The sequence below is a fragment of the Kitasatospora sp. NPDC002965 genome, assembly GCF_040611255.1.
Classification (GTDB): Bacteria; Actinomycetota; Actinomycetes; order Streptomycetales; family Streptomycetaceae; genus Kitasatospora.
Genome location: NZ_JBEXNT010000081.1, coordinates 21,974 through 43,837, shown reverse-complemented (window position 1 = coordinate 43,837; position 21,864 = coordinate 21,974). Strand labels below are relative to the sequence as shown.

The following is a 21,864-nucleotide window of genomic DNA, read 5'->3' as shown; positions in this document are numbered from 1 at the left end:
GCCGTCGACCGACCCGGCGCCGGTGCCCGCGACGCCCCGGGCCGCCGAGGCCGGGCGGGCGGGCAGCCCCGACGTCCTGCCGGCCTCCGTGTGGCGCAGGCTCACCGGCCTGTTCGGCTGACCGCCGTGCGGCACGCACCGGAGGCCGGAGCCCGGCCGGGTCAGGCCGGAGGGACGAGCCGTACCGACGGCAGTGACCCCGGCAGCTCCGCCTCCGGCGTGTCGTACCCCACCACCTGCGCGCTCCGGGGGATCCGGCAGCGGCGGAGCGCGATCCCGTAGCGGCAGTCGCTGCACCAGAAGGAGCCGCTGCCTCCTTCGCCGGGTCGGAGGTCAGGTACAGCAGGTGCAGGCTCCCGGCCGCGCTCCCGCACCCCGGGCAGGTCGCTCGCACGGACCGCGGCAGAGCGCCGTACACCTCGTCGAACGTCTCCAACCACGCGTCCCACGAAGCCGTCGGCCCTCCCCGGTCGTCGTCGCCCACGCTGTCCGTGCCGTGATCGACGGCATGCCGCGCGGGTTGCCCGCCGCTCGTCCCCGCGCTCCTCGGCCCCCGTCGACGGTAGCGCCGGAACGCGTCGTCGGGCAGGGTTCGGCATGACGGACGCGGGGGCGGCCACCGCGCGGGCCGCCCCCGTCGGAGCGGTGCCGTACGCGGACAGGGGACTGCGGCGGCCGGTGCCCCGGGTCCGGTCGGGCCGCCGGTGGCGGGCTGTTTCCCGGGACCCTGTATGTTGATCACCCGCCGGTGCTCCCGGTGTCCCGCGACAGCCTCTGACGTGCGGTTCTGCCTGCCCGGGTGACGGCCGTGCGGACGCCGGGCCGCTGCCGTCGCCGGATCGGGCCGGGCTTCGGCCCCGGAGCCGACAGGCGCTCCTCGTCTCCCCGTGCGTGAAGGATTTCGCATGACCGTTCCCGCCCCGCCCGACAGCCCGCAGCCCGTGGAGGAAGCGACCGGTACGCGGTCCGTCGAGGAGGACACGACCGGCCCGCGGCCCGTCGAGGACACGACCGGCAACGACCCGTGGACTCCGCCGGGTCCGGACCGGGGCGACGCCGCCGACCGCGGTGGGGCCCCGGCGTTCGCGGCGGCGGGTCCGCCGCCCTGGGCCCCGTACCCGATGCCGGTGCCGCCGCCCCGCAACTCTCTGGGGACCGCGGCCATGGTGCTCGGGATCGTCGGTTCCACGCTGAGCCTGGCCGTGATCCTCTTCTGGCTGTCCTGGCTGCCGGCCCTGCTCGCCGTGATCCTCGGGGCCGTCGGCCTGGGGCAGGTGCGCAAGGGCCTCGCGACCAACCGTGCGGCGGCGCTCGCGGGCGTGATCCTGGGCATCACCGGTCTGCTGGTCTCGACCGGTGCCGGCGTGTTCGTCGTGACGCAGCTCTGGGCGGTCAACCAGGAGCGGAAGGCGGAGGAGGAGGCCGCGCGGGTCCGGGCCGAAGCCGCGATCGAGGCCGCCGAGACGAGGGCGGCGCAGGAGAAGGAACGGGCCGAGGCCGAGAAGCAGCGGATCGAGGCGGAGCGGCAGCGGATCGCGGCCGAGCGGGAGAAGGCGGCTGCGGACGAGAGGGCCAGACGCCTGTCGTTCGGCCAGTCCTACACGTACCCGGACGGGCTGAAGGTCACCATGGCCGCGCCGGAGCGCTACGTCCCCAGCACGACCGTCTTCGAGGCCCCCAAGAACGCCAAGATCGTCCAGGTGAGTATCACCGTCGTCAACACCGGGTCCCAGGGTGTCTCGCTCGAAGGGGCGGGGCTGCCCTCCGTCAGGGACGCCTTCGGCGGTCCCGTCTTCACCCTGATCGACGGGAGCGCACGGATGAAGATCCTCCCCGGCTCCCTCGCGCCCGGCGAGCAGGCCACCGGCGTGTCCGCGTACGCGCTGCCGGCCGGCGCGGCCGACCCGTTCTCCGTCGGGATCGACCACGGCCTCGGGTCGCAGCGCAAGAACGTGATCTGGTCCGGCCCGCCCGCCTGACCGGGGCGGTCGGCTCCGCCCCGGTGAAGCACCCGTGGGCGAACCGTCGGGGAAGGCGCCAGTGCCGTTCTGCCGTGACCTCCCGCGCGGTCGGGAGGTCACGGCCGCGCCGGGCCGTCGCCGCCGGGCGCAGCGCCTCACGGGCGGAGCGGCGGGGAGTCAGTCGAGGGCCACCTCGTGCCGCAGGATGCTGTAGTGGGCCATGTCGTGGAACCGCCCGTTCCGGAAGTGGGCGCCTCGCAGGATGCCCTCACGGGTGAAACCCGCCTTCTCCAGCGCACGTTGCTCGGCGGCGTTGGTCACATCGGTGCTGGCGTCGATCCGGTTCACCTGGGTGTGGGCGAAGAGGTACCGGACGAGCAGTCGTTGGGCCGTCGTTCCGACGCCGCGTCCGCGGGCTTGGGGCAGGATCCCGGCGCCGATGTTCCAGCTGTGGTTGAGCGGGCCCTGCTGGGAGCGGTGCCAGGAGACGTGACCGAGCACCTCGTCGCCCTCGGCCACCACGAGGTTCCCGGAGTCGGGCGTGAGCAGCCCGTTCTCCTCCCAGCGGCGCGTCAGACGCGCCGGATCGTTCCATCCGAACCACCCGAAGGCCGAGGCCGTTTCCGGACCGGAGTTGTTCAGGAGGTCCAGGACGGGAAGGTCTTCCCTCGTTGCGGGCCGAAGACGAATCTCAGTGGTCATGCCGGGCAGGGTACGTTCCCGGGCCCGGCCGTGGTACCGGCCGGGGGGAGGAGATCGGTGCCGGGCCGGTCCGTGCAGGCGGCCGGTCACCGCTGCGTGAACGCGGCCCGGTACGCGCTGGGAGCGAGCCCCGTTCGTCGTGCCAGGTGCCGGCGCAGCGAGTCCGTGGTGGCGAGGCCGCTGAGCCGGGCGACCTGGTCCATCGACAGGTCGGTCGTCTCCAGGAGTTCCTGCGCCCGGATCACCCGCTGGTGGAGGAGCCACTGCAGCGGGCTCAGACCCGTTTCGTCGTGGAACCTGCGGGCCAGCGTGCGCACACTGGTCCTCGCGTGAGCGGCGAGGTCGGCGCGGGTGAGCGGCTCGTCCAGGCGGTCGAGCGCCCAGGCCCGGGTCCCGGCCAGCGAGATGCCCGTCTCGGGCGGCAGCGGCGTCGCGATGAACTGCGCCTGCCCACCGGGCCGCACCGGTGCCGCCACCACCAGTCTGGCGACGGCGTTGGCCGCCGCGGCGCCGTAGTCGGAGCGGATCAGGTGCAGGCACAGATCGATGCCGGCCGACAGTCCTGCGGACGTCAGGACGTTGCCGTCCTCGACGTAGAGCACGTCGGGCCGCAGCCGGACGGCGGGGAAGCGGGCGGAGAACTCCTCGGACTTGGCCCAGTAGGTGGTGGCGCTGCGGCCGTCGAGCAGCCCGGCCCGGGCGAGCACGAACGCCCCGGTGCAGATCGAGGCGATGCGTTTTCCCGCGGCCGACGCGTGGCGCAGCATCGCGAGGACGCGCGGGTCGACGTCGTCGCGGGCACCGGTGCCGGTCACGATGACGGTGTCGGCGTCGTCGACGGCCTCCAGCCCGTGGAGGACGGTGACCTGCATGCTGCCGGTGACGACGGGACCGGGGCGGGCGGTGCAGACGCGCACCTGGTAGCCGGGGCGGCCGTCGACGCTCGTCTCGCCGAGGACGAGTTCCGGGATCGACAGGTCGAAGGTGGTGGCAGGGGGGACGGCGACGACGGCAACGCGGTGCATGGCCCGAACCTCCGGATGTTTGGCAATCGGGCCACTACCTTACGGATCAACCGTGGCGGAGGGTGGGGGCGTTGGGGCGAGCCCGTCCCAGCTCTTCGACCAGGGAGTGAACACGTGTCCTTGTACGTCATCGTCGGGGCCGGATCCACGGGATCGGCCGCCGCACGGCTGCTGGCGGACGCGGGCGAGCAGGTCCGGCTCGTCACCCGCCGGGGCGGCGGGCCGGTGGACGACCGGATCGAGCGGGTGGCCGCCGACGCCACCGACACCGCGCGGCTGAGCGGGCTGGCCCGCGGGGCGGCGGCCCTGTTCAACTGCGCGATGCCGGCCTACGACCGGTGGCCGGCCGAGTTCCCGCCGCTGGCGACCTCGTTGCTGACCGCAGCGGAACGCGGCGGAGCGGACTACGTCATGCTCGGGAACACCTACGGCTACGGACCCGTCGACGGGCCGGTCACCGAGGACCTTCCCATGGCGCCCACCAGCGTCAAGGGCCGTGTCCGGGCCCGGATGTGGCAGGACGCGCTCTCGGCCCACGAGGCGGGCCGGGTGCGGGTGACCGAGGTCCGGGCCGGCGACTTCCTCGGCGCTGGCGCGTACTCGCCGTTCACGCTCATGGTGGGGGAACGGGTGCTGAGCGGCGCGTCCGTCTCGTACCCGGGTGATCTCGACGCCCCGCACAGCTGGACCTACACCGGTGACGCGGCCCGGACGCTGATCGCCGCCGCCCGGAACGAGAGGTCCTGGGGCCGGGCCTGGCACGTGCCGTCCACCTCCCACGCCCCGGTCCGTGAGCTGGCCGCCCACCTGGCCCGGACGGCCGCCGTACCCGGCCCCGACCTGACCCACATGACGACGGCCGAGTTGGAGGAGATCGGACGGACCGATTCGGTCATGGCGGAGTTCCCGGAGATGCTGTACCTGTACGACCGCCCCAGCATCCTCGACGCGTCGTTCACCGCGGAGGTGCTGAACGTCGCGCCGGCCCCGCTCGACGCCGTCCTCGCGGAGATGGCGCAGGAGCACGGCCGACGCGACGTCTGACGTCCGACGCCCGCGGTGCGTCGGTGGGCGGCTGCCGGGCGGGTGGATCGTCCGGCAGGGGGTCCCTGTGGATTCCGCGCCCTGTCCCTGTCCGGGTGGCTCCCGTTTCTCCGGCGGACGACGTGCCGGGGGTGGCGCCCTAGGCTGTCGGACCGGGCCTGCCGGTCCGGTCCGACAGCAGCCGGGTGTCAGGCCAGGGCGGCGCCGCCGTCGAGGGTGAGGACCGTGCCGGTCGCGTAGCCGTTGCCCAGGAGGTAGAGGTAGGCCGCCGCAGCCTCCTCGGGGCTGCCGACGCGCTGCACCGGAAGGCCGCTGCCCTGCGCCCGGAGGAAGGCCTCAGGCTCGGGCACGGTGCTGTCCCAGAGCTCGGTGCGGATCGCGCCGAGGCGGACCGCGTTGACCCGCAGCGGGGCGAGTTCCAGGGCGAGGGCTCGCGTCAGGCCCTCGACGGCGGCGGTGATGCCGGCGCCGAGCGAGGCTCCGGGGACGGGCCGGGTGGCGAAGGCGCCGGAGGTGAGGGTGATCGAGCCGCCGGAACGGAGCTTCGGTGTGGCGTACTTCGCGGCGAGCACGGCGCCCCAGAAGCGGCGTTCGAAGAACGCTCGGGACTCCTCGGCGGTGAGGTCGGCGAGCGGCTTCAGCAGCAGGGGCTCGCCCGCCGTGTAGACGAGGTGGTCGAACTCGCCGATCCGGTCGAAGAAGGCGACGAGGGCGGCCTCGTCGGCGACGTCCAGCAGGACGCCCTCGGCCGGGTCGCCGAGCTTCCTCACCGCCAGGTCGACCCGGTCCCGGCTGCTGGACGCGACGACCACGTTCGAGCCCTCGGCCGCCGCGGCCTGCGCGACGGCGAATCCGATGCCGGAGGTACCACCTATGACGACGACACGCCGGGTGTCTGATGTGTTGTTCATGGCGAGAACGCTACGTGTCGCGATCGAGACAGTGAATGACACGAAGTCTCGATTCACTGTCCGATCGTCTCGATCGCAGCGCGTTAGGGTGAGCGCATGGACATACTCAGCGACACGCTCGCGGCCCTGCGCACCGGGCGTCCGTCCGTGGTCCGGACCGACGCGCAGGCGCCGTGGGGTGTGCGCTTCCAGCCCGTCGCGGGAGCCGGATTTCACGTCGTCGTCGAAGGGCGCTGCTTCCTCCTGCCGGTCGGCGGCGATCCGACACCCCTGGGCCCCGGCGACGTCGTGTTCCTGCGGCGCGGCACCGGTCACGCCATCTGCGACGCGGTCACCAGCGAGCCGGTCGCCTTCGAACCCGAGCGCGTCGACACCTCCTCGCCGATCGGGCGTTTCACCGTCGAGGGCGACGGCGCTCGCAGCGTGCTGGTGTGCGGGGCCTACCACCTGGACATCGACCGGCCGCATCCGCTGCTCGGCGACCTCCCGGAGGTCGTCCACCTCCCGGCCGGCCCCGGTCGCCATCCGGCGCTGCGCTCGGCGGTCGACCAGCTCTGCGCCGAGATCCACCGGCCGCGGCCGGGTTCGGACGCGGTGGTCACGGCGCTCGTCGACCTGCTGCTCCTCTACATCCTGCGGTCCTGGTACGCCGAGTTGCCCGGGGAGCGGACGCGGGGCTGGGCCTCGGCACTGGACGACCCGTTGATCGCCCCGGCGCTGAGGGCGATCCACGACGACCCGGCGCATCCGTGGACCGTCGAATCGCTGGGGAGCCGGGCCGGGCTGTCGCGCGCCGCGTTCGCCCGGCGGTTCACCACGGTGGTCGGCGAGCCACCGCTCAGCTACCTGACGACGTGGCGGATGGCCGTCGCGGCACGCACGCTGCGCGAGACGGCCGACTCGCTGAGCGCCGTGGCCGGGAACGCCGGCTACACCTCGGAATTCGCGTTCGCGAAGGCCTTCAAGCGGCACTTCGGCGCCCCGCCCGGGGCCTACCGGCGGGAGCGGCGGACGGCGTCGGCCTCGCGGGCGGCGCCGGGCTGATCCTCCCGGGCGAGGGTCCGGGCTCTCGGCCGTGGGCGGTCGGCCGTTTCAGCCGGCCAGTTCGCGGACCACGGCGGCAAAGCCGTGGACGAGCGGGTTGTCCTCGCCCGCCGGCCAGGCGAGGGCGACCCGCAGCGGCTCGACGTCGGTCAGCGGGACCCAGGTGAGGTCCGGGCGGGTGTAGTAGCGGGCCAGGCTCGCCGGGGCGAAGCAGACGGCCGCGCCCTCCGCGACCTGCTCCAGCATCTCCTCGACGTTGTCGTTGGTCGGCCCCCAGCGCGGCGTCGAACCGTCCGGGCGGGGGTTGACCGCCCACCAGTCGACCCAGGCGCGGGGTGCGCGCTCGGTCCACATCAGCGGCTCGTCGTTGACCTCCAGGACGGATATGCCCGCGCGCCCGGCCAGCCGGTGGCCGGTGGGCAGCCCGACGATCCGCGGCTCGGTGTGGACGGTCTCGTGGTGAAGCCCCGTGAGGTCGGCGGGCAGCCAGACGAAGGCGACGTCCACCCGGCCGTCGCGCAGCGCGTCGGCCTCCTGGCCCCAGTCGAAGCGCTTCGGTTCGACCCGGACGCCCAGGTGCCGGCGGGCGAACTCGGCGCGTGCCCGGGTGGTCAACTCGCCTGCACCGCTGGCCTCGAAGCCGACCCGCAGCACCCCGCTCGCCGCCCGCCGGTGCCGCTCGGCGGCGGCGTTGATCCGCTCCGCCTGGGTGACGGTGCGGCGGGCCTCGGCGAGCACGTCGAGCCCGGCCGCGGTGGCGGTGACTCCGCCGGAGTGGCGGTCGAAGAGACGGACCCCCAGCTCGGTCTCCAGCCTGCGCAGGGCGTAGGAGAGGGCGGGCTGGCTCACGAACAGGCGGGCGGCGGCCCGGCCGAGGTTGCCCTCGTCGGCGATCGCGATCAGGTACCGCAGCTGGCGTAACTCCACTCGGTGATCATAAAGCGTCTTTATCGATCGACCAGGGTTCTGTCTTGGACGTCCTCGATCCCCGACTGACATAAAAGAGTCCGTCAACTACCGAGTCCTGTCACGCCTTACGGAGGCACCCCATGACCGGAACCACCCCCGAGACGACCGCGGCCGGTCGGGTCTGGCTCATCACCGGCGCCAACTCCGGCTTCGGCCAGGCGATCGCGGAGGCCGCGCTGGCCGCCGGCGACACCGTGGTGGCGGCCGCCCGCCGGCCCGAGACGCTGGACGCGCTGGTCGCCGCCCAGCCCGACCGGGTCGTCCCGGTCCGGCTGGACGTCACCGACCCGGCCCGCATCGCCGCCGTGGTGGCGGACACCCTGCTCTGGTACGGGCGGATCGACGTCCTGGTCAACAACGCCGGGCGCGGGCTGATCGGCGCCGTGGAGGAGTACACCGACCGCGAGTTGCGCGACCTGATGGAGCTTCACTTCTTCGGACCGGCCGCGCTGACCCGTGCCGTCCTGCCGCACATGCGGGCCCAGGGCTCGGGCGCGGTCGTCCAGTTGAGCAGCATGGGCGGCCGGTTCACCTTCGCCGGAGTGGGTGCCTACTCGGCCACCAAGTTCGCGCTGGAGGGCCTCTCGGAGGCGCTGGCGCAGGAGGTCGCGCCGTTCGGCATCAAGGTGCTGATCGTGGAGCCCGGCTCCTTCCGCACCTCCTTCGCCGGAGCGGGCGCGCTGGCCCAGGCGGCCGCCATCCCCGCCTACGAGTCGGTGGTCGGACCGCTGCGCACCGCACTGCCGGAGAGCGACGGCAAGCAGCCGGGCGACCCGGCCAAGGCCGCAGCCGCGATCCTGGCCGCCCTGGACGACGAGCGGACCCCGCTGCGGCTCGCCCTCGGGAACGACGCCGTCGACGCGATCCTCGGTCACCTGGACGCCGCGGAGAAGGAGGTCCGGGACTGGGAGGCGGTCGGCCGGGGGACCGACTTCGACGCCTGACGGGCACCGGCCTCGCCGGATCGTCGGGACACGGCGTCGCAGCGGCCGTGGCCGCCGGCCGGCGAGCACGCTCCGACCCAGGAGCCCACCGCGGCTCCGGGGTCGGACCGCGCCCCTGCCGGTGGACGGCCTGCCGCTGCTCGCCGTCGAGCGGCCCGTTCCTGCCGGCGCCCGATCGGTGGGAGCGGGTGCACTGCCGAAGACGTCGGCGCAGCCGCCGCGCGTTCACTCCTTCGCGTGAACGGTCCGTATCCGCAGGAGCCCGCCGGGCCCGCCCTGATGGAATCGCGAGGAAGACTTCCTTCGTGACTCCGGAAAGTGGGACATCGATGCGGGCAGAAGCGGTCGATCGAGTTCGGTGTGTTTTCACCCTGTTCGACGCAGACGGCAACGGATTCATCGAAGCCGACGACTTCGAGCTGATGGCCGGGCGGGTCATCGAGGCGGTGCCCGGGGCCGCCGACGCGAAGCACGGCGCGATGCTCAGTGCGTTCCGGGCCTTCTGGGGGAGCCTGGAGACGGAGCTCGACGCCAATCGCGACGGCAGGATCGACTTCGAGGAGTTCAAGGCCGTCGTGCTCGCGCCGGAGCGGTTCGACGAGGCGATCGGGGAGTTCTCCGAGGCACTCTCGACCCTGGCGGATCCGGACGGCGACGGGCTGATCGAGCGACCGGTCTTCGTGGGGGTCATGACGGCCATCGGCTTCGCCCTGCCGAACATCCACTCGCTGTTCGACGGCCTGGAACCCACGAGCACGGACCAGGTGGCGGTGTCGGACTGGGCCGAGTCGATCAGGGACTACTACCGCCCTGACCTGGCCGGCATCCTGGGCGACCGCCTGGTCGGGACTCCCACCGGCTGAGGGCCGCCGGGCGGTCGTCCGGGCGGCCGGGGGAGAGGATCTGCCGCCCGGTCGAGGACTGATTCCGCCCAGGCCCTCGGTGATCCGCGGGCCTGGGCTCCCGAGCGGCGCCCGCAGGCGGTTTCCGGGAGCCGCTGCCGCCGCGTTCGGTGACGAGCCGCGCCCCGGCCACGGCGTTCGGCCCGCGCAGGAGCGACCGGCTGCGCTCCTTGACCGTGGCACGCCCGCGCCGCCCGGGCACCTGGACGGGCCACCCTCCGCGGCCGAGGCCGCCGACGCGGCGCCCGCCCCCCGAATCCGGCGTGTGCATCGGTGCCGATGGGGTCGGGACACCCGCCCCCGCCCCCACCGCGGTGGGGGCGGGCCCTGCCGCGCCGTGCCGCCGGCGCCCTCGTGCCCGCCGTTTCCGCCGCCTCCGCCGTTTCCGCCGCCGCCGTCAGGCGTCCGCGTCCGTGGAGGCCCGCACCACCAGCTGCGGGGCGAAGCGCTCCACGCTCTCCTCCCTTTCGCCGGCCGGAGCCTGAAGGAGCGTCAGGGCGCGCTCGGCCATCGCGGTGAGCGGGTGGCGGATGGAGGTGATGGGCGGGTCGAGGAGTTCGAGGAGCTCGGTGTCGTCGAAGCCGGTGACGGCGATCTGCCCGGGCACGGAGACCGCCGAGCGCTGCAGCGTGCTGACGAGTCCGACCGCGAGGACGTCCGCGCCGCAGACGACGGCGTCGATCCGGTCGCGCTGTTCGGCGATGCGGCGGCCCGCGGTGCGGCCGGCGTCGGTGGTGAAGCTGGGCAGCAGCACGGTGGTGGCGTCGGTGCCGCGGGCCTCGGTGAAGGCGGCGAGGCGTTCCGCGCCGGAGGAGGACGCCTGGTCGGCGGCGACCAGGGCGATCCGGCGGCGGCCGAGGCTTTCGAGGTGGTCGAGGAGCAGGCGCATCGCGGCGGCGTTGTCGAGGGTGACGGCGACGGTGCCGGAGCCCGTGGCCCAGCGGTCGAAGAGGACGACCGGCGCGCGTTCGGCGGCGGCCCGGACGGCGGGTCCGGACGCGCCGGCGGAGACGGGGACGACGAGCAGGCCGTCGACCCGGCCGCCGAGCAGGGTCTCGATCTGCTCGGCCTCGATGGCGGTGTCGTTGGCGGCGTCGGAGACCACCAACTGGCCTCCGGCGGCGCGGACCTGCTGGGCGAGGGCGTCGGCGAGCTGGACGAAGTACGGGTTGGCGAGCGAGGGGACGACCACGCCGACGGTGCCCGTGGTGCCGGTCCGCAGCGCCCGGGCGGAGTGGTTGGTGCGGTAGCCGAGGCGCCGGGCGGCCTCCTCGACGCGGCGGACGAGGTCCGCGTCGACGTTGCGCGGGGTGCCGGCCAGGACGCGTGAGGCGGTCGCGCGGGAGACGCCGGCGGCCGCTGCCACGTCGATGAGTCGGGGCGCTGTCACGTGGGTGGTCCTTCGCGGTCGGAGACGTGCTCAGTGGGTCTGAGCCGGCGGAAATGCGCAGCACGAGGGTACTTGACGGTTTTCTGGGGCTGGTCCACAGTGTGGGAGATCGATCTCCCAAGGAGTGTGGATGCCGCCCATCACCGTCGTAGGTTCGGTCAACCGCGACCTCGTCCTGACTGTCGAGGACCTGCCGCGCCCCGGCGAGACCGTGCTCGCACGGGGATTCGTCGAGGGCGTCGGCGGCAAGGGTGCCAACCAGGCCGTCGCGGCGGCCCGGCTCGGGTCACGGGTGCGTCTGGTCGCCCGGGTCGGCGCGGACGCCGGTGCCATCCTGCGGGCGCTCGCCGCCGAGGGTGTGGACGTCGAGGCGGTGCGCCCGGCGCCGGAGAGCATCACCGGGATCGCCTCCGTCGTGGTCGACCGGGCCGGTGAGAACACCATCGTGGTCAACCCGGGCGCGAACGCCGAACTGTCGGTCGCGGACCTTCCGCAGCGGCTGGCCCGGTCCGCGGGGGAGGTGGTCCTGGTCCAGCACGAGATCACCGCCGAGGTGGCCGCCGCCGCCGTACTGCGGGCCCGGGAGCAGGGCGGCACGGTCGTCCTCAATCCGGCCCCGGCCCGGCCGGTCGCCCCGGAGGTGCTGGCCGCCGTCGACGTCCTCGTCCCCAACCTCGGCGAACTCGCCACCCTGCTCGGCGCCGAGCGGCCCACCGGGCCGGACGGCGCACGCGAACTGCTGGAGCGGGCCGCGCTGCCCTGCCGGGCCGTCGTCGTGACGCTCGGCGCGGACGGAGCGCTGGTCAAACAGCCGGGCCGCCCCGCCGTGCACCTGCCGGCCCCCGTCGTGGACGCCGTCGACACCGTCGGCGCCGGCGACACCTTCTGCGGAGCCCTCGCGGACTCCCTCGCCCGCGGCGCCGGTCTGCTCGCCGCCGCCGAACGCGCCGTCCGTGCGGCCTCGCTGGCCGTCACCGGGCTCGGCGCCCAGTCCTCCATGCCGTACGCGGCGCAGCTCGACGCCCCCACCGCCGTGTCCTGACGGAACGCACCTCCGTCGCCCCTCCCTCGGTACCACCCCCAGTTCAACGGAGAACCACCCATGCGCAACCTCAAGCTCGGACTGTTCGAGAACGCCCAGACCAACGCGAGCGGCACCGCCACCTGGCGCCACCCGGACAGCCGCCGGCACCTGTTCGACACCTTCGGGTACTGGCGCGAGATCGCGGCGATCTGCGAGGACGCCAAGCTGGACTTCCTGTTCCTGGCCGACGCCTGGGGCTGGTCGGAGATCGACGGGGTGCGCCCGCCGATCGCCACCGAGGAGACCTTGGACCTGCCGCGCCTGGACCCGTTCGTGATCGCCTCGGCCCTGCTCGCGAGCACCACCGACCTGGGCCTGGTGGTGACCGGATCGGTGCTGGTCGAACCGCCCTACGCGTTCGCCCGCCGACTGGCCACCCTGGACCAGCTGTCCGGCGGCCGACTCGGCTGGAACGTCGTGACCACCGGCACCGCCGACACGGCGGTCAAGGCCTTCGGCATGGACATGGTGGCGCACGACGACCGGTACAGGATGGCCGAGGACTTCCTCGACCTGGTCTACAAGTACTGGGAGGGCGCCTGGGAGCCGGACGCCCTGGAGAAGGACAAGGACGGCCGGTTCGCCGACCCGGCGAAGGTCCACCTGGTCGAGCACGACGGCCCGTACTTCCGCTCGCGCGGCTACGGCAACACCGCCCGCTCCCCGCAGGGCACCCCGGTGCTGTTCCAGGCCGGAGCGTCCCCGGCCGGGCGACGGGTCGGCGGGCGCCACGGCGAGTGCATGTTCGTCGGCAGCGGCTCGGTGGCACAGCTCGCCGGGCACACCACGGCGATCCGCGAGGAGGCCGTGAAGGCGGGCCGCCGCGCCGACGAGGTCAAGGTGATGTCGGCGTTCTCCTGTGTGGTCGGAGCCACCACCTCCGACGCCGAGCGCCGCTGGCAGCGCGTCCTGGACGCCCAGCGTCCGGAGGTCACCGTCGCCAGCTACGCCATGTTCACCGGCCTCGACCTCTCCTCGTACGCGCCCGGCACCCCGATGTCGGAGCTGTCCACCGAGATGTCGCAGACCCAGGTCGCCCGCTTCGCGGGCAGGACCGTCGGCGACGTGCTCGCCGACTGGCACACCCACGGTGTCGGCGCCCGCCCGGTGGTCGGCACCGCCGAGGAGATCGCCGACGAGATCTGCGCCCTGGCGGAGGGCGCCGACCTGGACGGCTTCCTGCTCTCGCCGACCGTACAGCCGGCCTCCACCACGGAGTTCGTGGAGTCGGTGCTCCCGATCCTGCGCGCCCGCGGTGTCTTCCGCGGCGAGTACACGGCCGGTGAGTCGCTGCGCGAGCGGCTGACCGGCGCCTCCGACCGCGCCCTGCCGGCCAGCCACCCGGCCGCGCAGCACCGTCACTGACCACCCCACGCGCGACGAGAGGACGACGACCATGGTCACTCCCGCCCACCATCCGACCCCGCCCGCCGCGTCCGCGGAGCTGACCGCCGCGGAGCCGAACGCCGCAGAGCCGAACGCCGCGGAGCTGAACGCCGCGGTGCTGCGCCAGGCGTTCGGTGCCTACCCCACCGGTGTGGTCGCGATCGGTGCACTGTGCGGCGGCGGGCCGATCGGGCTCGCGGTGAGCTCCTTCGTGTCGATCTCGCTGGAGCCGCCGATGGTCGCGGTCAGCGTGGCCCGCTCCTCGACCACCTGGCCGAGGCTGGCAGGGGCGCCGGTGCTGGGGCTGAGCGTGCTCAGCCGTGACCAGGGCGCGCTCTGCCGGCGGCTGGCCTCCCGCGCGGGCGACCGCTTCGAGGGCACCGCGTGGCGGGCGACGCCGGACGGCGCGGTGCTGATCCACGACACGGCCCTGTGGCTGACCGCCCGGGTGAGCGCGGTGTACGACGGCGGCGACCACGAGATCGTCCTGATGGAGCTGCTCACCGCCGAGCTCTTCCCCGGGGTGGAGCCGCTGGTCTTCCACACCAGCCAGTTCCGCGAGCTCACCCCGCATGGCTGACACACCGACGACCCCCCTGGCCGGCACCGTGGTGCACGGCGCCGGCCGGGGGACGGGCCTGGGATTCCCCACCGCCAACGTCGCTCCCGACCCCGGCACTCCCGTCCCACCGCCCGCGATCTACAGCGGCTGGCTGGCCCGCCGCGCGACCGGCACCGTGCACCGCGCGACGATCAGTGTCGGCACCAACCCCACCTTCTGCGACACCTCCGAGATCCACACCGAGGTGTACTGCCACGACGCCCCGGGCGATCTGTACGGCGAGCGCGTCGACCTCTGGTTCGTCGCCCGCATCCGGGACACCGAGAGGTTCGCCTCGGCGGACGAGCTGGTGCTCGCCGCACGGGAGGACGTCCGCCGCTCGGAGGCCCTGCTGGACTCCGCGTACGGACGGCACGTCCGCAACGTCCTCTCCTGACCCCGTCACCACGCCCCACCTGCTCGGCGCGCGTTCCCGCCCCCTCGGTGACCGCGCCCTGCGCCCACGCGCCCGGTCGGCCCCGCTTCCCCCGCTTCGGCGGGGCCGACCGTCGATCCCCCTCCTCGCTCCGAACGAACAAAGGTGTGAGTCATGAGCGCATTCCACTGGCTGAACGAGCAGTTCAGCTTCTTCGGTCTCCCCGTCTACTGGTCCGACTTCCTGGGCAACCTCCTGGCGCTCGCCACCGTCTGGCTGGCCCTGCGGCGCTCGCTGGTGGCCTGGCCGGTGCAGATCCTCGGCTCGGTGCTGCTGCTGATCGCCAGCCTGAACGTGCATCTCGGCGGCAACGCCGCCCGGCAGATCGTGATCATCGTCTCGGCCTCCTGGGGCTGGGCGACCTGGAAGCGCAGCCGCGAGCAGGAAGGCACCATCAACGTCCGCTGGGCGTCGAGCCGTGAACGCGCCGTGCTGATCGCCGCGATGGTGCTGGGGACGGCCGTGTTCGGCGCGGTGCTGAGATGGACGGACGCCTCGTTCTACCCCGGCGCGCCGTTGTGGATGGTCCTCGCGGACGCGTGGATCTTCATCGGCTCGATCCTCGCCATGTACAGCCAGGCCCGCCGCTACGTGGAGTTCTGGTTCGTCTGGCTGGCCGTCGACCTGGTGGGCGTGCCGCTCGCGGTCCACTCCGAGCTGTACTTCTCCGGCATCGTCTACGGGATCTTCTTCGTGATGGTGCTGCTCGGCATCCGCGACTGGGCCTCCCGCAGCAAGCCGCAGGAGATCGCCTCGCCGCTGGAGCCCGCCGTCCTGGTCGAAGGCCGGGACGACGCCCGCCCGGCCGGCGGCCCGTCCCGCGCCGGGGTCCCCGACTGAGCGCGGCTCACGTCCGCCACCCCCTCGTGCGTCGGCCGCCCGCCCCCTCAAGGGTGGGCGGCCCGCGTCGGATCCGGGCCGGGGTGTTGTAGCGCACGATACGCACGGCTACGCTGACGGGCGTGAAGCAACTGAACGTCCGCCTGGACGAGACGACCCACGAAGCCCTGGAGCAGCGCGCGGAGGCGGCCGGGATGAGTCTGCCCGACTACGCGCGCAAGGTCCTGGTCGAGGAGGCCGACGAGAGGCGCGAGCGCTTCCTGACCGCCGCCGCGCACTTCTCGCAGGCGTGGGCGCCGGCCTTCGAGGCCGGCTTCGGCCCCTACCCGCAGAGCGCCCGGTCCGGCACGGCGGACGCGGCGTGATCCTGCGCGTCGACCGGGCCTGGCTGCTGGACGTCACCCACCAGTTCCTGGCCGCCGACCCCGACGTCACGGACTACGGCACGCTCGCCGCCGCGGTCGCGCGCCACGTCGACGAGGTCATGGAGGTGCCCGTGTACGGGGCCGTGCACCAGCGTGCCGCCGCGCTCATGCACCAGCTCATCCGCGTCCCGGCCCTGGAGTACGCGAACGAGCACTTCGCCGCCGTCGTCGCCGCCTCCTACCTCAGCGCCTCCGGTGTCATCGTCACCGCCGAACCGAAGGCCGCCGTCGCCCTGGCCGCCCGTGTCCGCGACGGACAGGCCGACGTGCGCGAGACCGCCACCGCCATCCGCACCTGGTACCGCTGAGCCGCGGCCGGGGGCGGCGCCGCAGGGTGCGCCACCACCCCCGGCCGCGTGGGCGCCGGGGGCGCCCGGGAGGCCCGACCCGTCGAAGGGGCGAGCCTCAGCGGTTCCAGTGCGGGCTGAGCGCGATGGCCTGCAACTGGTCCATGGTCAGCGGCGGTTCGGCGCGCGAAGGATCGGCGGTCGTCGCGTTCTCCGGGATCGTGCCCGTGTTGAACGCGTCCACCTGCGGGGCCGTGGTGGGTGGTGGCCGGTCAGGTGTCGGTGCCGACCGCGGGCCGGCGTGTGTAGTGGGCGAAGAGGGCGTCGGCGACGACGGCCCACTGGGTGCGCAGGTCGAAGCCTTCGGGGTCCATGAGCCAGTGCAGTTGGAGGCCGTCGAGGACGGCCGGCACGACCTGGAGGAGTTCCGGCGCGGCGTCGGTGTCGACGCGGCTGCGGGCCTCCCGGATCAGGAGTTCGGTGCGGCCGTCGAAGTAGGCGCGAGCGGGGTGGGCGGGGTCGAGGGCCTCGGCCTGGACCATGGCGTACAGCTGGGCCCGGCGCGGGTGGCAGGCGTTGTAGTCGACGATCGCGTCGAGCGCGGAGCGCAGGTCGGGGCTGCCCGCGACGACGGCGTAGAGGTGCGGGCCGTCGATCCCGTCACGGTGCTCCAGGAGGGCGAGGAGCAGGGTGGGCATGTCCGGGAAGTAGTGCATCACGCCCGGGGCGGACATGCCGCAGCGGCGGGCGAGTTCGCGCAGCGACAGGCCCTTGTAGCCCTCCTCGGAGACCACGTCCATCGCGGTGTCGAGGATGGACAGCCGCCGCTCCTGCGGGGTCATTCGGGTCGCCACTACGCCTCCTGATCAGGGCCCCTTCGGCGGGCCTTGCCGGGGCCGCGGGGCTGGCCTAGAGTACCCCCGCCAGCGTATCTAACGGATGTTAGATAGTTCTGACGCCGGGGAGGGACGTCGTGACCGCCACCTCGTGCGAGGCCGTCGCCGTCGCCTCCGTCGTCCCGGTCGCCGGCGTGACGCTGCCCTTCCGGCTGCCCACCACGACCGGCACGGCCGTCACCGGCCTCGGCTCCGGCCTGGGCGCCGGCCCGGACCGGGCCGACGCCCAGGCCCGGATGCCCGAAGGGCTGCCCGGAGAGCCTGCTCCTGCGCGGAGGTTCTCGGCGTCCTTGGTACCGTCACCGCTCTGCCGCCGACCGTCGGTCCCTTCGCCGTCGGCCCCTTCGTCGGCGGTGCCGTCATCACCCTCGCCATCCTCCCGATCCGATCCGTGAGGCAGGTACCCCCGTGAACCGCACCGCCGCACCCGCACCTCCGCGTCCCGGCGCCCACGACGGCGTCCCGCTCACCGTCACCACCGGTACCCCGGTGAGGGGAGGTCCCTGGTCCGACGGCCGGGGCGGTCACCTCCGGATCGGGGCCACCCGCAGGGAAGGGGGTGGGGAACGGATGCTCCTGGAACGCGACGAGGTGCTGGGCACGGCCGCGGCAGCCGCGGCAGCCGCGCGTGCGGGCAGCGGCCGGTGGATCCTCCTCTCGGCACCGGTCGCCGGCATGGGGCGGACCGCGGTGCTGGAGACGATCGTCCGCCGCGAGTCCGGCCGCGGCGCGATGCGCGTCGGCCGGGCGCGCGGCGTGGCGGAGGAGACGGCGTTCCCGTTCGGAATCGTTCGGCAGCTCTTCACGGACGACGAAGCCGTGCCCTTCTCGGTGCCGACCGGGATGGACGAACAGTGGCTGTTCCACCGCCTGGTGACGCGACTGACCCGGTCCGCCGCCGAGCGGCCGGTCCTGCTCGTGGTGGACGACCTCCACCATGCCGACGAGCCGTCCCTGCGCTGGATCGGCTACCTCGCCCGCCGGATCGCCGAGATCCCCGTCCTGCTGGTGGTCACCGAGTGCGCGGACCAGCCCGGTCCGGTGCCCTTCCCACCCTCCACGGGCGGGGCCGTCGCCCTCCGCCCCCTCAGCGAGTCCACCGTCGTCCGCCTCGCCCGGGCCGCCGACCTGGACCGGGACGACACCGCGACCTGCGTCGAAGCGGGTGCCGGCAACCCGGCCCTGGTGCGGGCGCTCATCGCCGACCTCGGCGGCGGACCGCCGTCCGGCCCGAAGTCCGCCAGGCCCCACGGCCGTTACCGCGACACGATCGCCGACTGGCTGAGGAGGGCCGATCCGTGCTTACGCCACGCCTGTCTCGCCCTCGCCGTCGCGGCGGAGGGCGACCCGCCTGCCGGCCCCGGTCCCGATCACCGGCTCTGCGACCTCTGCACGTCCGCGCGAGCCCCGGGCGAGCGGCCGGCACACCACCTGGACGCACTGCTGAGTCACCCCCTCGCCCGCGGGGCCGTGCTCGCCGCCGCCGATCCGGAGGAGGTCGCCGCCCTGCACGCCCGTGTCGCGGAACTGCTCGACGAGAGCGGTGCCCCTGCGACGGCCGTGGCCTCCCGGCTCCTGCACGTGGAGCGGCCCGGCGCGACGTGGATGGCCCGCGCGCTCGCCGAGGCCGCCGAGGAAGCCGCGCGCAACGGTCACGTCGCGCAGTCCGCCGCGTACCTGCGCCACGCCCTGAGCGGCACGCTCGACCCGGACCGGCGCGCCGCCCTCACCGTGCGCCTCGGCGCCCTGGAGCTTGCGAACAACCCGACGGCCGGTATCCGTCGACTCCACACCGGACTGGAGCTGCACACCGACGTCCGGGAACGGGCCGCCGCGGCGACCGCCCTCAGCGCGGCCCTCGTCGCGGTCCGGGACCCCGACACCGCCATGCGGGTCCTGCGCCAGGCCGGTCGCGCCGCCGACGACGACGAACTGGTCCAGGTGTTGCAGACCCTCGGCGCGCTCGTCGCCTCGCACGACAACGACGAGTGGCGCGGGGCCGTCGCCGGCCTGCGCGCGCTCGCCCCGACGGCGCCCCCCGCCATCGAGCCGCTGGTGTGCGGGCTGATCACCGAGTACGAGGCCGGCGCCGGTCTCTGCTCGGCGGCCGAGGCACTCGCCAGGATCCGACCGCGCCTGGCGACGCGGGTCGACCCGCGTCTGCGGACGGCCTGGTTCGGCAGCGCGGCCACCCTGTTGCAGTGGGCGGACTGTCTGGACGAGGCCCGCGAGCTGACCGGCCTGTGCCTGCCCGGCCTGACCGTCCCCCCGGCCCTGACGGACGTCGGTGTGCAGTGCCTGCTCAGTGTCCGGGCCGAGGCGGCGCTCTGGGAGGGCGCGTTCGACCGCGTCGTCGCCGAGAACGCGCCGCTGGTGGAGGCGGCCGGCGAGCGGGGCGTCCGGTTGCCGCACCTGTCGGCGATGGTGGCGTCCGCCCGGTACGAGAAGGGCGATCGCGCCGGGGCGTGGGAGGCCGTGGCCCTCGCCGGACAGCGCGGCAGCGAGAGTTCCTGGGAGTGGAACGAGCTCAGCTACACGCGGGCCGTGCTGCATGCGGCGGACGGCGACTGGCACGCGGCTCTCGACGACTACCTGGCCTGCGGAGCCGGCCAGAGCGCCCACGACTTCGTCAGCCCGGTCGCCACGCCGTGGCGCTCGGGAGCGGCGTTCGCCCTGGTCCGGCTCGGGCGGCGGCAGGAGGCCCGCGAACTCGCCGAGGAGGAGCTGCGCCACGCCCGGACCTGGGGCACCGCGCGTACCGTCGGCCGGGCGCTGCGGGCGTACGCCGCGGCCGTGGGCGGCAGGCTGGCGCTGTGTTCGCTGACCGAGGGCGCCGAACTGCTCAGGCCGAGTGCCGCGCCCGTGGAACTCGCGGAGGTCCTGGTCGATCTCGGCCGGGCCCAGATCGAGGCGGGCAGCGCCCGCAAGGGCCGCGACACGCTGCGGGAGGCGCACGCCGTGGCCCTGCGGCCGGCCCCCGCGCCCGCTTCGGGGGCCGCTCCGGGGTCCGGGGGGCCGGCCGCCGTCGGCCGTCTCCTCGCCCTGACCCAGGACGCCTTGCGCGCGGGCGGGGTACGGAGCAGGAACGGCGGGCACGCCCTGACCCCGGCCGAGCGGCGCGTGGCCGAACTGGCGGCGGTGGGGAACACCAACGCCCAGATCTCCTCCGCGCTGTGCCTCACCCTCCGCACGGTGGAAACGCACCTCACCAATTCGTACCGGAAGCTGCGGATCGCCCGGCGTTCCCAACTGGTGGCGGTACTGCAGCAGTAGGCGTCGCGGGCCCACCCCGGCCCCGCCGTGCGCAGACGGTGTTCCGGCGCGTGGCCCGAGGGCGTCGCTCAGAGGCGGGAGACCCGTAGGGCCCAGGCGATCAGAGGAGCCTGAAGCGGTACCCGGGCCAGGGCGGCGGCGCGCAGCGGTGCGGGACGGTGGCGCCAGTCCCGGGCCATCTTGACGTTGGCGGGCAGGACCGCGACGAACAGGCCGGCTGCGGCCAGCGCGCCGGCCCGGCGGGTGGGCGGGCAGGCGATCGCCGCGCCGACGGCGAGCTCCGCCACCCCGCTGAGCCGGGTCCAGGTGCGCGGATCACCGGGGAGGCTGCGGGGCACCATGGCGTCGAACGGGCGGGGGACGGCGAAGTGTGCCACCCCGGCGCCGAGCAGCAGGCCGCTCAGGAGGGCGGCGGATCGGGGCAGGGTCGGCATGGTGCTCCTCCAGGTACGGGCCCGCGCCCGGGCTCGATTACCGAAGAGTAACCATGTGGCGCCCGGAGCGGAAGCCGTCGTGCCGTCCGTGACCGGCCCGGGCCGCCGCGACGGAACGGGACGCAGGGTCGGCGACCCGGTCGGCGGAACAGCCGCGCCCGGCCCGCGCCGTCCCCGCCGTCAGTCCTGGCTCCCCGCGGGGAGCGGCCTCAGACCGGCGACCTGTGCGAGGAGGCGGTAGGAGGTGAACAGCGCGTCACGGTCGTAGGTGCTGGTGGCGAGGAGGAACTCGTCCGCCGCTGCGCGCTCCATCAGCTCGGTGAGGCGGGCCCACGCCTGCTGCGGGGTGCCCGCGATGTGGCCGGTGAGCGACTGCTGGAACGCCGCACGTTCGCGCGGGGTCATCGTCCGGGACAGGATCTCTCCGGTGGGGGCCAGCGGCGGGAACTCGCCGTGGGTCCGGGAGTGGGCGGCGGCCCAGGCCTCGGGGACGAGGAGGTCGCGGGCCTCGGGCTCCGACCCGGCGACGGCGACCGTACCCGAGAGCACGACGTACGGCCGGGAGGCGCGGGCCGAGGGGCGGAAGCGCTCCCGGTAGCGGTCGATCGCCTCGAACATCCGCTCCTGCCCTCGCGCGGCCGCGATCACCAGGGGGAGCCCGGCCTCGGCCGCGACGTCCGCGCCGGCGCCGGTGGCCAGCACGAACGCCGGTACGTCCAGACCCTCGGCCGGTCGGGCGTGAACGCCGTGGGGGGCGCTCGACGGCGCATCGAAGTAGGCCAGCAGTTCGGCGAGTTGCTCGGGAAACCGGTCGGCGGAGTCCTTCTCCCGGCCCAGCGCCCGCCGTACCCCGTCGGTGAACCCCACCGAACGGCCGAGACCCATGTCGATCCGGCCCGGGAACAGGGCGGCGAGCACACCGAACTGCTCGGCCACGACCAGCGGTTGGTGGTTGGGGAGCATCACCCCGCCCGTCCCCACCCTGATCCGCTCCGTTGCCGAGGCCACCGCCGCGGCCAGCACGGTCGGCGCCGAACCGGCCACGCCCGGGACGCCGTGGTGCTCGGACACCCAGAACCGGTGGTAGCCGAGCCGCTCGGCCTCGACGGCGAAGGCCACGGTGTCCCGCAGCGCCCGGGCCGGTTCCTCCCCCCTGCGGGTCCGGGAACGGTCCAGTACCGACAGTCGGAAGGGCGGCGTCGTGGTCACTCCCGCCACAACGGGCGCTGCCGCCCGGCTCATTCCCGTACGGCGGAAAAGGCCACCTGCCCGGCCGGTCCCCGGCGCCGACCACCGGGGACCGGCTGTGG

General features: G+C 74.2%; 22 protein-coding genes. 13 read left to right on the top strand and 9 right to left on the bottom strand.

The window, feature by feature from the left end:
• The first annotated feature begins 905 nt into the window (after positions 1–905).
• Entirely contained in the window at positions 906–1,979 is a 1,074-nt protein-coding gene (locus tag ABZY91_RS27050) for a DUF4190 domain-containing protein (RefSeq protein ID WP_355405615.1), read from the top strand.
• A 159-nt stretch (positions 1,980–2,138) separates the two neighbouring features.
• On the opposite strand, the gene ABZY91_RS27045 is transcribed toward ABZY91_RS27050, so the two are convergent.
• Both ABZY91_RS27045 and ABZY91_RS27040 read right to left on the bottom strand, forming a co-directional pair.
• A complete protein-coding gene (locus tag ABZY91_RS27045) occupies positions 2,139–2,663 on the bottom strand; it encodes a GNAT family protein (RefSeq protein WP_355405614.1) in 525 nt (174 codons plus the stop codon).
• 86 nt (positions 2,664–2,749) lie between these two features.
• The gene (locus ABZY91_RS27040; protein ID WP_355405613.1) at positions 2,750–3,688 is read right to left on the bottom strand and encodes a helix-turn-helix domain-containing protein; all 939 of its coding nucleotides are present in this window, start codon (positions 3,686–3,688) and stop codon (positions 2,750–2,752) included.
• Between the two features lie 114 nt (positions 3,689–3,802).
• On the opposite strand from ABZY91_RS27040, the gene ABZY91_RS27035 reads away from it, so the two are divergent.
• The gene (locus tag ABZY91_RS27035) at positions 3,803–4,732 is read left to right on the top strand and encodes an NAD-dependent epimerase/dehydratase family protein (protein WP_355405612.1); all 930 of its coding nucleotides are present in this window, start codon (positions 3,803–3,805) and stop codon (positions 4,730–4,732) included.
• 188 nt (positions 4,733–4,920) lie between these two features.
• Here the strand turns inward: ABZY91_RS27035 and ABZY91_RS27030 are convergent, their stop codons facing one another.
• Entirely contained in the window at positions 4,921–5,643 is a 723-nt protein-coding gene (locus ABZY91_RS27030; protein WP_355405611.1) for an SDR family oxidoreductase, read from the bottom strand.
• Between the two features lie 96 nt (positions 5,644–5,739).
• Here ABZY91_RS27030 and ABZY91_RS27025 point away from each other — a divergent pair, with 96 nt between their 5' ends.
• The gene (locus ABZY91_RS27025; RefSeq protein ID WP_355405610.1) at positions 5,740–6,687 is read left to right on the top strand and encodes an AraC family transcriptional regulator; all 948 of its coding nucleotides are present in this window, start codon (positions 5,740–5,742) and stop codon (positions 6,685–6,687) included.
• 48 nt (positions 6,688–6,735) lie between these two features.
• Here the strand turns inward: ABZY91_RS27025 and ABZY91_RS27020 are convergent, their stop codons facing one another.
• Entirely contained in the window at positions 6,736–7,614 is an 879-nt protein-coding gene (locus ABZY91_RS27020) for a LysR family transcriptional regulator (RefSeq protein WP_355405609.1), read from the bottom strand.
• A 122-nt stretch (positions 7,615–7,736) separates the two neighbouring features.
• On the opposite strand from ABZY91_RS27020, the gene ABZY91_RS27015 reads away from it, so the two are divergent.
• Together ABZY91_RS27015 and ABZY91_RS27010 are read left to right on the top strand one after the other, a co-directional pair.
• The gene (locus ABZY91_RS27015; RefSeq protein ID WP_355405608.1) at positions 7,737–8,600 is read left to right on the top strand and encodes an oxidoreductase; all 864 of its coding nucleotides are present in this window, start codon (positions 7,737–7,739) and stop codon (positions 8,598–8,600) included.
• 329 nt (positions 8,601–8,929) lie between these two features.
• Complete coding sequence (locus ABZY91_RS27010) at positions 8,930–9,463, top strand: EF-hand domain-containing protein (RefSeq protein WP_329875905.1); 534 nt, start codon at positions 8,930–8,932, stop codon at positions 9,461–9,463.
• A 436-nt stretch (positions 9,464–9,899) separates the two neighbouring features.
• Here ABZY91_RS27010 and ABZY91_RS27005 read toward each other — a convergent pair whose 3' ends face one another.
• Positions 9,900–10,892 carry a LacI family DNA-binding transcriptional regulator gene (locus ABZY91_RS27005; RefSeq protein WP_355405607.1) on the bottom strand — a complete coding sequence of 331 codons (993 nt, stop codon included), beginning with the start codon at positions 10,890–10,892 and terminating at the stop codon, positions 9,900–9,902.
• Between the two features lie 130 nt (positions 10,893–11,022).
• Here ABZY91_RS27005 and ABZY91_RS27000 point away from each other — a divergent pair, with 130 nt between their 5' ends.
• From ABZY91_RS27000 to ABZY91_RS26970, 7 genes are all read left to right on the top strand, one after another.
• Complete coding sequence (locus ABZY91_RS27000) at positions 11,023–11,934, top strand: ribokinase (RefSeq protein WP_355405606.1); 912 nt, start codon at positions 11,023–11,025, stop codon at positions 11,932–11,934.
• Between the two features lie 60 nt (positions 11,935–11,994).
• Entirely contained in the window at positions 11,995–13,341 is a 1,347-nt protein-coding gene (locus ABZY91_RS26995) for an NtaA/DmoA family FMN-dependent monooxygenase (RefSeq protein ID WP_329875911.1), read from the top strand.
• A 31-nt stretch (positions 13,342–13,372) separates the two neighbouring features.
• The gene (locus ABZY91_RS26990; protein ID WP_355405605.1) at positions 13,373–13,942 is read left to right on the top strand and encodes a flavin reductase family protein; all 570 of its coding nucleotides are present in this window, start codon (positions 13,373–13,375) and stop codon (positions 13,940–13,942) included.
• Positions 13,935–14,360 (top strand): riboflavin kinase, encoded by a 426-nt coding sequence (locus tag ABZY91_RS26985; protein WP_355405604.1) that lies wholly within the window; start codon positions 13,935–13,937, stop codon positions 14,358–14,360. The genes ABZY91_RS26990 and ABZY91_RS26985 overlap by 8 nt, the downstream gene beginning before the upstream one ends.
• Positions 14,361–14,513: 153 nt before the next feature.
• The gene (locus tag ABZY91_RS26980) at positions 14,514–15,239 is read left to right on the top strand and encodes a nicotinamide mononucleotide transporter family protein (RefSeq protein ID WP_355405603.1); all 726 of its coding nucleotides are present in this window, start codon (positions 14,514–14,516) and stop codon (positions 15,237–15,239) included.
• A gap of 122 nt (positions 15,240–15,361) precedes the next feature.
• On the top strand, positions 15,362–15,604 hold the full coding sequence (locus tag ABZY91_RS26975) for a hypothetical protein (protein ID WP_329875918.1): 243 nt from the start codon (positions 15,362–15,364) through the stop codon (positions 15,602–15,604).
• Positions 15,601–15,972, top strand: a complete 372-nt coding sequence (locus ABZY91_RS26970; protein WP_329875919.1) for a fic family toxin-antitoxin system, toxin component — start codon at positions 15,601–15,603, stop codon at positions 15,970–15,972. Before ABZY91_RS26975 ends, ABZY91_RS26970 begins: the two co-directional genes overlap by 4 nt.
• Positions 15,973–16,069: 97 nt before the next feature.
• Here ABZY91_RS26970 and ABZY91_RS26965 read toward each other — a convergent pair whose 3' ends face one another.
• Together ABZY91_RS26965 and ABZY91_RS26960 are read right to left on the bottom strand one after the other, a co-directional pair.
• Positions 16,070–16,195, bottom strand: coding sequence for a hypothetical protein (locus ABZY91_RS26965; protein WP_355405602.1), 126 nt, complete (start codon positions 16,193–16,195; stop codon positions 16,070–16,072).
• Positions 16,196–16,223: 28 nt separating this feature from the next.
• The gene (locus ABZY91_RS26960) at positions 16,224–16,805 is read right to left on the bottom strand and encodes a TetR/AcrR family transcriptional regulator (protein ID WP_329875920.1); all 582 of its coding nucleotides are present in this window, start codon (positions 16,803–16,805) and stop codon (positions 16,224–16,226) included.
• Between the two features lie 612 nt (positions 16,806–17,417).
• Here ABZY91_RS26960 and ABZY91_RS26955 point away from each other — a divergent pair.
• Positions 17,418–20,120, top strand: coding sequence for a LuxR family transcriptional regulator (locus ABZY91_RS26955; RefSeq protein ID WP_355405601.1), 2,703 nt, complete (start codon positions 17,418–17,420; stop codon positions 20,118–20,120).
• Between the two features lie 68 nt (positions 20,121–20,188).
• On the opposite strand, the gene ABZY91_RS26950 is transcribed toward ABZY91_RS26955, so the two are convergent.
• Positions 20,189–20,554 carry a hypothetical protein gene (locus ABZY91_RS26950; RefSeq protein ID WP_355405600.1) on the bottom strand — a complete coding sequence of 122 codons (366 nt, stop codon included), beginning with the start codon at positions 20,552–20,554 and terminating at the stop codon, positions 20,189–20,191.
• A gap of 180 nt (positions 20,555–20,734) precedes the next feature.
• A complete protein-coding gene (locus ABZY91_RS26945; RefSeq protein WP_355405599.1) occupies positions 20,735–21,763 on the bottom strand; it encodes an LLM class flavin-dependent oxidoreductase in 1,029 nt (342 codons plus the stop codon).
• Between the last annotated feature and the right edge of the window lie 101 nt (positions 21,764–21,864).